General features: G+C 54.3%; 13 protein-coding genes. 9 read left to right on the top strand and 4 right to left on the bottom strand.

Annotation, left to right across the window (positions count from 1 at the left end):
* Positions 1 to 27 precede the first annotated feature (27 nt).
* Positions 28 to 345, top strand: coding sequence for a heat shock protein HspQ (gene hspQ, locus ACQG0T_RS07865; protein WP_003858136.1), 318 nt, complete (start codon positions 28 to 30; stop codon positions 343 to 345).
* 32 nt (positions 346 to 377) lie between these two features.
* Here hspQ and ACQG0T_RS07860 read toward each other — a convergent pair whose 3' ends face one another.
* Positions 378 to 791 carry a CoA-binding protein gene (locus ACQG0T_RS07860; protein WP_006809337.1) on the bottom strand — a complete coding sequence of 138 codons (414 nt, stop codon included), beginning with the start codon at positions 789 to 791 and terminating at the stop codon, positions 378 to 380.
* Between the two features lie 171 nt (positions 792 to 962).
* Between ACQG0T_RS07860 and csgI the strand changes: the two genes are divergently transcribed.
* Positions 963 to 1625, top strand: a complete 663-nt coding sequence (gene csgI / locus ACQG0T_RS07855) for a curli synthesis inhibitor (protein WP_023296276.1) — start codon at positions 963 to 965, stop codon at positions 1623 to 1625.
* Between the two features lie 80 nt (positions 1626 to 1705).
* Positions 1706 to 2164, top strand: coding sequence for a methylglyoxal synthase (mgsA, locus tag ACQG0T_RS07850; protein WP_426723755.1), 459 nt, complete (start codon positions 1706 to 1708; stop codon positions 2162 to 2164).
* 53 nt (positions 2165 to 2217) lie between these two features.
* On the opposite strand, the gene helD is transcribed toward mgsA, so the two are convergent.
* Complete coding sequence (gene helD / locus ACQG0T_RS07845; protein ID WP_271040658.1) at positions 2218 to 4272, bottom strand: DNA helicase IV; 2055 nt, start codon at positions 4270 to 4272, stop codon at positions 2218 to 2220.
* 122 nt (positions 4273 to 4394) lie between these two features.
* Between helD and ACQG0T_RS07840 the strand changes: the two genes are divergently transcribed.
* Positions 4395 to 4841 carry a YccF domain-containing protein gene (locus ACQG0T_RS07840; RefSeq protein ID WP_003858149.1) on the top strand — a complete coding sequence of 149 codons (447 nt, stop codon included), beginning with the start codon at positions 4395 to 4397 and terminating at the stop codon, positions 4839 to 4841.
* 18 nt (positions 4842 to 4859) lie between these two features.
* Positions 4860 to 7022 carry a YccS family putative transporter gene (gene yccS / locus ACQG0T_RS07835; RefSeq protein WP_271040657.1) on the top strand — a complete coding sequence of 721 codons (2163 nt, stop codon included), beginning with the start codon at positions 4860 to 4862 and terminating at the stop codon, positions 7020 to 7022.
* On the opposite strand, the gene ACQG0T_RS07830 is transcribed toward yccS, so the two are convergent.
* Positions 6979 to 7605 carry a TfoX/Sxy family DNA transformation protein gene (locus ACQG0T_RS07830; RefSeq protein ID WP_017384804.1) on the bottom strand — a complete coding sequence of 209 codons (627 nt, stop codon included), beginning with the start codon at positions 7603 to 7605 and terminating at the stop codon, positions 6979 to 6981. The genes yccS and ACQG0T_RS07830 overlap by 44 nt on opposite strands.
* Positions 7606 to 7822: 217 nt before the next feature.
* On the opposite strand from ACQG0T_RS07830, the gene sulA reads away from it, so the two are divergent.
* Together sulA and ompA are read left to right on the top strand one after the other, a co-directional pair.
* Entirely contained in the window at positions 7823 to 8332 is a 510-nt protein-coding gene (gene sulA, locus ACQG0T_RS07825) for an SOS-induced cell division inhibitor SulA (RefSeq protein WP_032104231.1), read from the top strand.
* Between the two features lie 356 nt (positions 8333 to 8688).
* Positions 8689 to 9741 (top strand): porin OmpA, encoded by a 1053-nt coding sequence (ompA, locus tag ACQG0T_RS07820; RefSeq protein ID WP_017694761.1) that lies wholly within the window; start codon positions 8689 to 8691, stop codon positions 9739 to 9741.
* 65 nt (positions 9742 to 9806) lie between these two features.
* Here the strand turns inward: ompA and matP are convergent, their stop codons facing one another.
* Positions 9807 to 10259 carry a macrodomain Ter protein MatP gene (gene matP / locus ACQG0T_RS07815; RefSeq protein WP_006809347.1) on the bottom strand — a complete coding sequence of 151 codons (453 nt, stop codon included), beginning with the start codon at positions 10257 to 10259 and terminating at the stop codon, positions 9807 to 9809.
* A gap of 186 nt (positions 10260 to 10445) precedes the next feature.
* On the opposite strand from matP, the gene ACQG0T_RS07810 reads away from it, so the two are divergent.
* Positions 10446 to 12206: an AAA family ATPase gene (locus ACQG0T_RS07810; protein ID WP_017384808.1), complete on the top strand. Its 1761-nt coding sequence runs from the start codon at positions 10446 to 10448 to the stop codon at positions 12204 to 12206.
* A 68-nt stretch (positions 12207 to 12274) separates the two neighbouring features.
* Positions 12275 to 12793, top strand: a complete 519-nt coding sequence (gene fabA, locus ACQG0T_RS07805; RefSeq protein WP_000227926.1) for a bifunctional 3-hydroxydecanoyl-ACP dehydratase/trans-2-decenoyl-ACP isomerase — start codon at positions 12275 to 12277, stop codon at positions 12791 to 12793.
* Positions 12794 to 12811: the final 18 nt, after the last annotated feature.

The following is a 12811-nucleotide window of genomic DNA, read 5'->3' as shown; positions in this document are numbered from 1 at the left end:
GTATGTAATGTTTCCCGGGAGGTGACTATGATTGCCAGCAAATTCGGTATCGGCCAGCAGGTCCGCCACACCTTGCTTGGATATTTGGGTGTGGTCGTGGATATCGACCCGGAGTATTCCCTTGATGAACCGTCAGCAGACGATCTGGCCGTTGACGCAGAGCTTCGCGCCGCGCCCTGGTATCATGTGGTTATGGAGGGCGACGATGGTCAGCCTGTCCATACCTATCTTGCCGAAGCGCAGCTGAGTGGTGAACTACAGGATGAGCATCCGGAACAACCCACTATGGACGAGCTTGCTCAGACCATCCGCAAACAGTTACAGGCACCAAGACTGCGCAACTGAAGGTGTAAAAAAGCCCGTCAAACGGGCTTTTTTTATTTTGCCAGCCCCAGACGGGGAATATCGATTGCCGGACAGCGATCCATCACCACCTTCAGCCCGGCATCGCGCGCCAGCACGGCCGCCTGCTCATTAATCACGCCCAGCTGCATCCACAGCGTTTTCGCGCCGATGGCAATCGCCTCCTGCGCCACGCCCCAGGCCGCCTCTGAATTGCGAAAAACGTCCACCATATCCACCTTTTCCGGCACGTCCGCGAGCGTCGCATAGCCCTGCTGGCCCAGCAGCGTTTTCCCCGCCACCTTCGGCGAGACCGGGATCACGTGATAACCCTGATCCAGAAGGTATTTCATGACCCGATAGCTTGGGCGATCCGGTTTATCGCTCGCGCCGACCAGCGCAATAGTGCGCGTGGACGTCAGAATCTCGACAATGTCGTTCTCTTTCATGCTCTTCCTCCTGGCTTTTTTCAAAGTGTACGTCAAAGCGGACATCTCAACCACGCATCCCATACAGAAGTATGAGGGCAAAACGGCAGAATATGTCTATATGTTAGTAAACGTGTTTGTCGAAAACTTTTGATACATTCTTACCGGGTAGTTTGTCTACAGGAGTCTGCTATGAAAACCGGCATTGCCTGGGCTGTGGTTGCGTTAATCATGCCGGTTTGTGTTTTCGCAACCACCCTCAGACTCTCAACCGACATTGACCTGCTGGTGCTGGACGGGAAAAAAGTCTCCAGCTCCCTGCTGCGGGGTGCAGACAGTATCGAGCTGGATAACGGCCCTCATCAGGTGGTTTTTCGGGTGGAAAAAACCATTCGCCTCGCCGACAACGAACAGCAGGTGTACATTTCGCCTCCGCTGGTGGTCAGCTTTAATACCCAGCGTATCAGCCAGGTCAATTTTCGTCTCCCGCGCCTTGAGACAGAAAAGGAGTCACTGGCATTTGATGCCTCGCCGCGCATTGAACTGGTGGACGGGGACTCCATGCCCATCCCGGTAAAACTGGATATTCTGGCGCTGACAAAAAGGCCAAAGGGAACAGACTATGAAGCGGACACCGAGACCTACAACAGGGCCAGCAGGCGCGCCTCGCTGCCCCAGTTCGCCACCATGATGGCGGATGACAGTACCCTGCTTTCGGGCGTATCGGAGCTGGATGTACTCCCCCCTCAGTCGCAGACCCTTACTGAGCAACGCCTCAAGTTCTGGTTCCAGAATGCCGATCCGGACACGCGCGCCCGTTTTCTGCAATGGGCGAAGCAACAACCTTCGTCGTAAGCCACATTTTTTCGTCCTTTCTCTTGCAGCATCAGCCAGTTCCCGTCATCGTGTAGCGAGGTAACCTCACGGATAAGATTATGGAACTGACAACACGCACACTTCCGGCGCGCAAGCACATTGCTCTGGTTGCGCACGATCACTGTAAACAAATGCTGCTTAACTGGGTTCGTCGCCATCAGCCTCTTTTACAGCATCATGCCCTTTCTGCCACGGGAACAACCGGCAACCTGATCCACCGCGAAACCGGTCTGGAAGTGAATGCCATGCTGAGCGGCCCGATGGGGGGTGACCAGCAGGTAGGTGCTCAGATTTCAGAAGGTAAAATTGACGTTCTGATTTTCTTCTGGGATCCGCTGAACGCGGTTCCGCATGATCCGGACGTTAAAGCGCTGCTGCGTCTGGCGACGGTGTGGAACATTCCGGTAGCCACCAATCTTTCAACGGCAGATTTCATCATTGAATCGCCGCAGTTTAACGGTCCGGTGGAGATTTTGATCCCGGATTATCAGCGTTATCTTGCGGAGAGACTGAAGTAGTTTTTTGCCCGGTGGCGCTGCGCTTACCGGGCCTACAGAATTTGCCCGGCGCGTTACGGCTTTCTCGCCACCGGCACGTCAATACTTTTCAAAATATCGACAAACACCGACGGCTCCTCTTTGTTGAACAAGAGCCACACGCGATGGCGCGCGCGGGTTATCGCCACGTACAGTAAACGCCGCTCCTCTGCATCCGGGAAATCTTCCGGAACAGGTAATAACGCCTCTTCCATCACGGATTCCCGCGCCGGTGCAGGGAAACCGTCGCTCCCCTCTTTTAGCCCCACCACAATCACGTAGTCGGCCTGCTGCCCTTTACTGGCGTGAATGGTCATAAAATCGAGCTGAAGTTTTGGCCAGCGCGTCGCCGCTTTTTCCAGCGCCGTCGGCTTGAGGTGGTGATAACGCGCCAGCACCAGAATCCGTTCATCCGGTTTCGCATAGCCACTCAGTTTATCCAGCAGCGGTTCCAGCTGATCGTCCGCCAGCAGCGTGACGGCCTTTTTATCCCCCGACGTCAGGCTGTTAAGCGGTTTCGACAGCTGATGCGGGTTCTGCTGAATAAAACGGTTGGCTATTTCGCCAATCCGCGCGTTGAAGCGGTAGGTGGTGTCCAGATCGCTGCGATCGCCTTCCCCAAAATAGTGGTGGAAGGCCGTCGTGAGGGATAGTTGCGCCCCGCTGAAACGGTAGATAGCCTGCCAGTCATCGCCCACGGCAAACAGCGACGTGTGTTTATTCTGCGCCCACAGCGCCGAAAGCAGCGCAGCGCGCTGCGGCGAGATATCCTGAAACTCATCCACCAGAATGTGTTTCCACGGGCTGACGAAGCGCCCTTTCTCCAGAATGATGATGGCCTGATGGATCAGCCCCGAAAAATCGACCGCGTTTTCGTCTTTCAGCGCGGTTTTCCACGCTTTCAGCATCGGCGCCATCAGCTTAACCCGTTTAGAAAACACAGCGCGGATCGACTCCGGTGCGCTTTCTATCATCTCCGCCTGAGAGCCGCCGTGCATGCGCATCAGGCTTACCCACCGGTCGAGACGAGAGCCCAGCCGGCGCGCCAGCTTTTCATCCTGCCAGAAGCTGCCCTCCGGCACCTCCCAGCTGAGTTCCTCTTCAAGCCACTGACGCCAGCCTTTCGCCTGCGCCTTTTTTTCACTGCACTGCTGACGCCATGCCTTGATAAACAGCGCCTGGCGAGCCTGAGCGTCGTTCTCCAGCTTGCTGACAACAGGAACTTTTTTGCTGCCCTGTTGAATGATGTGTAAAGCGAGGGAGTGGAACGTGCGCGCCGAGATATCCTGGGTATGCAAACGCGCCTGAATGCGCTCATCCATCTCCTGCGCAGCCTTGCGACCAAAGGCCAGCAGCAAAATCTGGTCTGCAACCGCCTCGCCCGTTGTCAGAAGCCAACCCGCGCGCGCCACCAGCACCGACGTTTTGCCGCTCCCGGCACCTGCCAGCACCAATAAAGACTGTTCGCCATTCACCACGGCGCGCGCCTGGGCAGGATTGAGGGGCGATGACTCCACTGTACTGAAGAAGTCGGCATATTGCGTAAGCATCGCCTCAGTCCAGGCCTGGTTATGCGCCAGACGGCTTTTCTCGATATCGCTCAGCCAGGCCTGGCACTTCCGCCACGCGTCGCGGCAGTTCTCAAATTCCTCAAGCCGCGCCACCGGTAAAGGCAATGCCGTCAGCGCCTGGGCGATTTTTTGCTGAAGCCCGGCGGTTTGCTGGCGCGTCAGCCACTTCTGCTGCGTATTGCTTAGCGCGATATCGTCCAGCACCTGTTGCAGAACCTGTGCGGCAATCACGCTCATCTCCTGGCTCCACTGCTGCCAGCGCGTGTTCAGATGATGGTGGAAGCGTTGGGTTTCCGCCCACTCGGTCCCGTGGAGTCGCACCACTTTGTCTGCCGGCAGGACGAACTCCAGCTCCCCCCATACCAGCCCTCGTTTACAATGAATGGCCAGTAGCTGATTAAACGGAATAAGGTATTCGTGGCGTTCACCGGAGACTTTCACTCCTGCATTGAGCAGGACAATCTTGTCGTAAGGGTGCTGCGCCAGGCGTTTGCCCATTGAAGTTGCTTTCAGTTCCATATCCTGCCGGATCCACGAGGTCATAATTTGTCAGACAGTTTAACTGCCAGTTTTAAGGTGCTCCAGCCCAAAAAAACGTTACAATCACCGGGCGTTAATCATATCGAAGGAAATGAGGGTTTATGCGTACCGTTCTGAATGTGTTGAATTTTGTCCTTGGCGGTTTTGCCACCACCCTTTCCTGGCTTTTTGCCACCCTGGTGAGCATCGTGCTCATCTTCACCCTTCCGCTGACGCGCTCCTGCTGGGAAATCACCAAACTGTCCCTCGTTCCTTATGGAAATGAAGCCGTACACGTGGATGAGCTGGAGCCGGAAAGAAAAAATGCCCTGATGAATACCGGCGGCACGCTGCTGAATATTTTATGGCTGATCTTCTTTGGCTGGTGGTTGTGTCTGATGCATATCTTCGCCGGTATCGCCCAGTGCATCACGATTATAGGCATTCCGGTTGGCATCGCTAATTTCAAAATTGCTACCATCGCCCTGTGGCCGGTAGGACGCCGTGTTGTCCCGGTCGAAGTCGCGCAAGCCGCGCGTGAAGCCAACGCCCGTCGCCGTTTTCAGTAATAAGGACTGGCCGCACTCATGCTAAGCCCCCTGCTTCGTCGCTATACGTGGAACAGTAACTGGCTGTATAACGTCAGGATCTTTATCGCCCTCTGCGGCACCGTCGCTCTGCCGTGGTGGCTAAATGACGTGAAGCTCACCATCCCCCTCACGCTTGGGGTGGTGGCCGGTGCGCTGGCGGATCTCGACGACCGCCTGGCCGGTCGTTTGCGTAATCTGGTCATCACGCTGGTCTGCTTCTTTATTGCTTCCGCCTCCGTTGAGCTGCTTTTCCCCTGGCCCTGGCTGTTTGCCTTAGGGCTGACGGTGTCTACCAGCGGCTTCATTTTGCTCGGCGGCCTCGGGCAACGCTACGCCACTATCGCGTTTGGCGCCCTGCTGATTGCCATTTACACCATGCTGGGCGTCTCTCTTTACGATCAGTGGTATCAGCAGCCGGTCCTGCTGCTGTTGGGCGCTATCTGGTATAACCTGCTGACCTTAACCGGACATCTTATTTTTCCGGTTCGTGCCTTACAGGACAACATTGCCCGCAGTTACGAACAGCTGGCCCACTATCTGGAGCTGAAATCCCGGCTGTTTGATCCGGATATTGAAGAGGACAGCCAGGCGCCCCTGTACGATCTGGCGCTGGCAAATGGCCAGCTGGTCGCCACGCTAAATCAGACCAAAGCGTCTCTGCTCACCCGTCTGCGCGGCGATCGCGGTCAGCGCGGTACCCGGCGCACACTGCACTACTACTTTGTCGCCCAGGATATTCACGAGCGCGCCAGCTTCTCGCATGTGCAGTACGCTGACCTGCGCGAGAAATTCCGCTACAGCGACGTGATGTTCCGTTTCCAGCGCCTGCTGTCAATGCAGTCTCAGGCCTGCCAGCAACTTGCGCGCTCAATACTGCTGCGCACGCCCTATCAGCACGATCCTCGCTTTGAACGCGCATTCAGTCATCTGGATGCGGCCCTCGATCGCGTTCAGGCCAGTGGGACATCGCCGGAACAGTTCAAAGCCCTGGGATTCTTGCTCAACAACCTGAGAGCCATCGATGCTCAGCTCGCCACCATTGAGTCTGAACAGGCGATGGCAATGCCGGGCAATGACGCCGACAACCAGCTTGCCGACGACAGTCTCAACGGTTTCAGCGATATGTGGCTGCGCCTGAGCCGTCATTTTACGCCGGAATCCGCCCTCTTTCGCCATGCGGTAAGGATGTCGCTGGTTCTGTGCGTCGGCTATGCATTTATCCAGATAACAGGGTTGCACCACGGTTACTGGATCCTGCTGACCAGCCTGTTTGTCTGCCAGCCGAACTATAACGCTACCCGCCATCGGCTCGCGCTGCGTATTGTCGGGACATTAGTCGGGGTCGCCATCGGGCTGCCGGTGCTCTACTTTGTGCCATCCGTAGAAGGGCAACTGATCCTGATCGTGATTACCGGTGTACTGTTTTTCGCCTTCCGCAATGTGCAGTACGCCCACGCCACGATGTTCATCACGCTGCTGGTGCTGCTCTGCTTCAATCTGCTGGGTGAAGGCTTTGAAGTGGCCCTCCCCCGCGTGATCGACACGCTAATCGGCTGCGCCATTGCCTGGGCGGCGGTGAGCTTTATCTGGCCGGACTGGCGTTTTCGTAACTTACCGCGCGTGTCCGACAGAGCAATGAACGCCAACTGCCGCTATCTGGATGCTATTCTTGAGCAATACCATCAGGGTCGCGATAACCGTCTGGCCTATCGGATTGCCCGTCGCGATGCGCATAACACGGACGCAGAGCTGGCTTCCGTTGTCTCGAATATGTCAACTGAGCCGCGCGCCACGGCAGAAATCCGGGAGACAGCCTTCCGCCTGCTGTGTCTGAACCACACGTTCACCAGCTATATCTCTACCCTTGGCGCCCACCGTGAGAAACTGACAAATCCGGGCATCCTGGCGCTGCTGGACGACGCCGTTTGCTACGTTGATGATGCGCTTCATCATCAACCTGCGGATGAGCCACGGGTTCACCAGGCACTGGATGAACTGGTGCAACGTATCGCACACCTTGATCCTGGCACCGACAACAAAGCTCCGCTGGTCCTACAGCAAATTGGCCTGCTTATCGCTTTGCTGCCGGAAATTTGTCGGCTGCGACAGAAGATCGCTACCTGGCGGAATGATGGCCCTGCGACTCAGGCAGCGCATTAAACCACTCCATAAGCTCCCGGCGAATATCCGCCGGGAGTGCCGCTTCATGTAACCCTTCGATGGCGCCTTCAAGCGCGAACAATACCCGGATACTCAGCGCTTTATTCTTAGAGCGCATTTTCAGCCAGCTCGTCTTCGCCCCCAACTGTCGTAGCGTCTCTTCATTGGTAATGCCCGCCTCCATAAGCAGGACCTCAATCTGAAAGGTCAGGTTCGGCAGATCCTTAAGCCGATTACGCTGATGGCGCTGGTAGCGCTCTTTCCTGGCGGCATCGAGCGCAAACGAGGAGAGCTGAAGCAGCTTTTCCCTGTTTTGCCACAGACCTTCATCCACACGGTAGTAATTAAGCAGCACTGGCCGTCCTCGTTTCATCAGTGTCAGAAAAGAGGAGGCGTTTTTTACACAGTATTTTGCACTTTGCTCACAGGCGCGAAGGTACAGCTCGCCGTCAGACACCATCGCGAACACCGCTTCATCCACGGCCAGGGTATAACCGCCAAACAGGGCGCGATGATGAATTTCGCCCAGCGGAGAGAGGTATTCTTGAGATTGATAAATCCGATCATAAGATATCTTTTTCATGATAATTCCATTAAAAATCATACAGTAAACACGATATTTCTTACTAACGGATCCGTTAGCAGGAAAATAGGCAACTTATTGCCGTTGGGCAAGATGATTTTTTCAGGTTCACCAGGAATGGATGAAATTTGCGAGTCGCTTTCCGAAAATGAGGTTGATCTTTATGCACACAGGGGTTACTGTATATCCATACAGTAACTACAGGGCTGGAATGAATATGTACACTTCAGGCTATGCAAATCACTTAACACCTTCCACTTCTGCCGCAGGCAATGCTGCGCAGAATTCTATCGGGCGTGTATCGACAGGGCTTATCAGTGAAGTGGTTTACCGTGAAGACCAGCCGCTGTTAACACAACTCTTACTCCTGCCGCTTTTGCAGCAGCTCGGGCAACAGTCTCGCTGGCAGCTCTGGCTGACGCCACAGCAAAAATTAAGTCGTGAATGGGTTCAGTCGGCTGGCCTGCCGTTAGCGAAGGTGATGCAGATTAATCAACTCTCCCCTTGCGATACGGTCGAGTCGATGGTCCGGGCATTACGTACCGGGAACTATAGCGTCGTGATTGGGTGGTTGCCTGAGGATCTGTCGCAAGAGGAACATTTGCGTCTGTCTGAAGCGGCTGAAGAAGGTAATGCGATGGGTTTCATCATGCGGCCGGTTCGTGGAGATTCCTATCGCAGAGGACAACATCCCGGGCTAAAAATTCACTCAAATGTGTACCATTGAGTCATTTTAAGAGTTTTCCTGGAATTTTTTTCGACCACGGTATGCAAAAAAAGTTCAACGCGTCAAAACTGCGGCAAGGCTTGTCTGACGCGGTTCTCGTTAATTTTACTGCACAAAATTCGTTCAAAAATTGTTAAATATTAGGTATACGGAACTTTTTTTTTCATATGCCTGACGGACTTCACACTTGTAAGTTTTCAGCTACGTTGTAGACTTTACATCGCCAGGGGTGCTCGGCCTAAGCCGAAGATATCGGTAGGTTTATATTTGACCACGCCCCCCGGTGAAGGATTTAACCGTGATTCCTCCGATGGAGATATTCATGGCAAATTTTGGATGATAACGAGGCGCAAAAAATGAAAAAGACAGCTATCGCGATTGCAGTGGCACTGGCTGGCTTCGCTACCGTAGCGCAGGCCGCTCCGAAAGATAATACCTGGTATGCAGGTGGTAAACTGGGCTGGTCTCAGTTCCATGACACCGGTTGGTACAACAGCAGCCTGAACAACGATGGCCCTACTCACGAGAGCCAGCTGGGTGCAGGTGCGTTCGGTGGCTATCAGGTTAACCCGTATGTTGGCTTTGAAATGGGTTACGACTGGTTAGGTCGTATGCCTTACAAAGGCGACAACGTAAATGGCGCTTTCAAAGCTCAAGGCGTACAGCTGACCGCTAAACTGGGTTACCCAGTAACTGACGATCTGGACGTGTACACCCGTCTGGGCGGCATGGTATGGCGTGCAGACTCCAGCAACAGCATCGCTGGTGACGACCACGACACTGGTGTTTCCCCAGTATTCGCTGGTGGTGTTGAGTGGGCAATGACCCGTGACATCGCTACCCGTCTGGAATACCAGTGGGTTAACAACATCGGTGACGGTGCTACCGTTGGCGTTCGTCCAGACAACGGCATGCTGAGCGTTGGTGTTTCTTACCGTTTCGGTCAGCAGGAAGATGCGCCAGTCGTAGCTCCAGCTCCGGCTCCAGCTCCAGAAGTACAGACCAAGCACTTCACTCTGAAGTCTGACGTTCTGTTCAACTTCAACAAAGCTACCCTGAAACCAGAAGGTCAGCAGGCACTGGATCAGCTGTACACCCAGCTGAGCAACCTGGATCCTAAAGACGGTTCTGTAGTGGTTCTGGGCTTCACCGACCGTATCGGTTCTGACGCTTACAACCAGGGTCTGTCTGAGAAACGTGCTCAGTCTGTAGTTGATTACCTGGTATCTAAAGGTATCCCAGCTAACAAGATCTCCCCACGTGGTATGGGCGAATCTAACCCAGTTACCGGTTCTACCTGTGACAACGTGAAACCACGCGCTGCACTGATCGACTGCCTGGCACCAGATCGTCGCGTAGAGATCGAAGTTAAAGGTATCAAAGACGTTGTAACTCAGCCTGCGGCATAAGTTATCGTCTTATAAAAAAACCCCGCGATGCGGGGTTTTTTATTATCTGAAGAAAAGTAAAAAGCTTATTTTTTACCTAACAGTGCCTGTAGATCGTTCTTCAGCGTCGACATCTGGCTGGCATACTTCTCTTTGTGCTCGGCATCTTCAATCAGCTGCACCACCGTTTCCGACAGGGTTTTCCCGCGCCGCTGCGCAAGCCCGGCCAGACGCTGCCAGACCATGAACTCCAGGTCGATGGATTTCTTACGGGTGTGCTGATGCTCGGCATTGAAATGCCGTTTACGACGAGCACGGATAGTTTGCTTCATCCGGTTTAACAAGGCCGGATTAATGTGTTTCTCAATCCAGCCGTTGACCTGTACCGGTTCGTTTTCGAGGGTCAGCAACATATCCACAGCTTCTTGTGCCGCGCTGGCTTCGATGTAGCAGGTGATCAGCTCCCCTTCACGGTGCTTTTTGACCAGGTACTTCCATTTCCAGCCGCTTTCGAGGTTTTCCAGTTGTTGATATTTCATTGCGATCTCAGTGTTACCGTGTAACTCTGTTCAGAATATCAGTTTTTTGGCAATCTGCTGAAAAGAAATCATATCCTGTGAAACGCCGCAGGCGATCCGCATGACGAAAACCCGAATCCTGATTGGGCAGAGTGCGCCGCTTACGGTATACTCCACGGTTTTACTTCTGACTAAAAAACATCAACTTTGACCATTACGAAACTTGCATGGCGTGACCTGGTTCCGGATACCGAGAGCTATCAGGAGCTGTTTGCACAGCCAGACCTCACAAAAGAACACGAATTCATACTTAGCGATACACAACCGCGTTTGCATTACGCGCTGGAGCAGATGTCATCCCCATGGGCTACATCTCCTTTCATGCTGCTCAAAGCCCCGGAAGAAGCCGAGTATCTGACGCTTCTCGGTGATGCCATGCGCCAGTTGCATCCAAAAACGAATGCCGTTTTTGGTGGTCAGTATCATATTGCCGGACGTGACGTGACCTTCGAACCTGCCACGCAGGCAGACGGACAATTCGCTGCAAAAGGCGAAGTGATCACCGCCAACTGGGTGGAAGCAGAACAGCTGTTCGGCTGCCTTCGTCAGTTCAATGGCGATGTGTCACTGCAACCCGGTCTGGTACACCGCGCGAACGGTGGTGTGTTGCTCATCTCCCTTCGCACCCTGCTCGCACAGCCTCTGCTGTGGATGCGCCTGAAAACGGTGGTGATGCAGCAACGTTTTGACTGGATAGGCTACGACGATTCACGTCCGCTGCCTGTTTCCATTCCGTCTATGCCGCTGTCGCTGACCGTCGTGCTGACGGGTGACCGTGAATCTCTGGCTGATTTCCAGGAAATGGAGCCAGAACTCGCGGAGCAGGCGGTTTACAGTGAATTTGAAGACAATATTCAGATCGCCGATGCCGATGACATGGCGCAGTGGTGTCAGTGGGTTATGGCCGTGGCGGAACGTTTCGCGCTGCCCTCGCCTGCCGAGGATGCGTGGCCGGGCTTAATCCGCGAGGCCGTACGCTACACTGGCGATCAGGAAACCCTGCCGCTCTGCCCGCTCTGGATCGGTAAACAGCTGCGTGAAGTGGGCGTTATCAGCGGCAACGGTCCGTTTACCGGCGAGCAGCTTAGCCAGATGCTGGCCCAGCGTGAATGGCGTGAAGGTTATCTTGCTGACCGTATGCAGGATGAAATTCTGCTGGAACAGATTCTGGTGGAGACCGAAGGCGAACGTATCGGGCAAATCAACGCCTTGTCCGTCATCGAGTTCCCCGGACATCCGCGCGCCTTTGGCGAGCCTTCCCGTATCAGCTGTGTCGTGCACATTGGTGACGGCGAATTTACCGATATCGAACGCAAGGCCGAACTGGGCGGAAACATTCATGCCAAAGGCATGATGATCATGCAGGCATTCCTGATGTCTGAACTTCAGCTGGAGCAGCAGATCCCCTTCTCTGCCTCGTTGACCTTTGAGCAGTCCTACAGTGAAGTCGACGGCGACAGCGCCTCGATGGCAGAGCTGTGCGCCGTGATCAGCGCGCTTGCAGACGTACCGATTAATCAGAATATTGCGATTACCGGTTCCGTGGATCAGTTTGGTCGTGCTCAACCGGTGGGTGGACTGAATGAGAAAATCGAAGGCTTCTTCGCTATCTGCCAGCAGCGCGGTTTAAACGGCAAACAGGGCGTGATTATTCCGGCGCCTAACGCTCGCCATTTGAGCCTGAGCCAGGCGATTCTGGATGCGGTAGAGCAGGAACAATTCGCCGTCTGGGCCATCGAAGGAGTTGAGGATGCACTACCATTACTGACAAACCTGGTCTGGGACGGCGAAGGCCAGACAACCCTGATGCAGACCATTCAGGAACGTATAGCTCAGGCGACACAGCAGGATGCTCGTCATCGTTATCCGTGGCCGTTACGCTGGTTAAGTTGGTTTAGTGCTAACTGATCGGACTTGTTCAGCGTACACGTGTTAGCTATCCTGCGTCCTTCACTAAAATAAGGCTTACTGAGAACATGGTAGATAAACGCGAATCCTATACTAAAGAAGACCTTCTTGCCTCTGGTCGCGGTGAACTGTTTGGTGCGAAAGGCCCGCAGTTACCGGCCCCAAATATGCTGATGATGGACCGTGTCGTGAAAATGACCGAAACCGGCGGCAACTTTGATAAGGGTTACGTAGAAGCAGAACTCGATATCAACCCGGACCTGTGGTTCTTCGGTTGCCACTTTATTGGCGATCCGGTAATGCCTGGCTGCCTGGGCCTCGATGCCATGTGGCAGCTGGTTGGCTTCTATCTGGGCTGGCTTGGCGGTGAAGGTAAAGGCCGTGCGCTGGGCGTAGGCGAAGTGAAATTCACCGGTCAGGTTCTGCCTACCGCGAAGAAAGTCACCTACCGTATCCATTTCAAACGCATCGTTAACCGCCGCCTGATTATGGGCCTGGCGGACGGTGAAGTGCTGGTAGATGGTCGTCTTATCTATACTGCGAACGACCTGAAAGTGGGTCTGTTCCAGGATACCTCCGCTTTCTGATAACGGCATTTAGCCCCT

This window comes from Enterobacter cloacae complex sp. 302F9, assembly GCF_050030335.1.
GTDB classification, from domain to species: domain Bacteria; phylum Pseudomonadota; class Gammaproteobacteria; order Enterobacterales; family Enterobacteriaceae; genus Enterobacter; species Enterobacter hormaechei_C.
This window is presented reverse-complemented; position numbering and strand designations above follow the sequence as displayed.

Excerpts from the sequence above, each read along its gene's own strand:
- ACQG0T_RS07830 (WP_017384804.1), bottom strand. The coding sequence starts at position 7,605 with ATGAAAAAGATATCTTATGATCGGATTTATCAATCTCAAGAATACCTC.
- csgI (WP_023296276.1), top strand. The coding sequence starts at position 963 with ATGAAAACCGGCATTGCCTGGGCTGTGGTTGCGTTAATCATGCCGGTT.
- fabA (WP_000227926.1), top strand. The coding sequence starts at position 12,275 with ATGGTAGATAAACGCGAATCCTATACTAAAGAAGACCTTCTTGCCTCT.
- matP (WP_006809347.1), bottom strand. The coding sequence starts at position 10,259 with ATGAAATATCAACAACTGGAAAACCTCGAAAGCGGCTGGAAATGGAAG.
- yccS (WP_271040657.1), top strand. The coding sequence starts at position 4,860 with ATGCTAAGCCCCCTGCTTCGTCGCTATACGTGGAACAGTAACTGGCTG.
- mgsA (WP_426723755.1), top strand. The coding sequence starts at position 1,706 with ATGGAACTGACAACACGCACACTTCCGGCGCGCAAGCACATTGCTCTG.
- ACQG0T_RS07840 (WP_003858149.1), top strand. The coding sequence starts at position 4,395 with ATGCGTACCGTTCTGAATGTGTTGAATTTTGTCCTTGGCGGTTTTGCC.
- hspQ (WP_003858136.1), top strand. The coding sequence starts at position 28 with ATGATTGCCAGCAAATTCGGTATCGGCCAGCAGGTCCGCCACACCTTG.
- ompA (WP_017694761.1), top strand. The coding sequence starts at position 8,689 with ATGAAAAAGACAGCTATCGCGATTGCAGTGGCACTGGCTGGCTTCGCT.
- helD (WP_271040658.1), bottom strand. The coding sequence starts at position 4,272 with ATGGAACTGAAAGCAACTTCAATGGGCAAACGCCTGGCGCAGCACCCT.
- sulA (WP_032104231.1), top strand. The coding sequence starts at position 7,823 with ATGTACACTTCAGGCTATGCAAATCACTTAACACCTTCCACTTCTGCC.
- ACQG0T_RS07860 (WP_006809337.1), bottom strand. The coding sequence starts at position 791 with ATGAAAGAGAACGACATTGTCGAGATTCTGACGTCCACGCGCACTATT.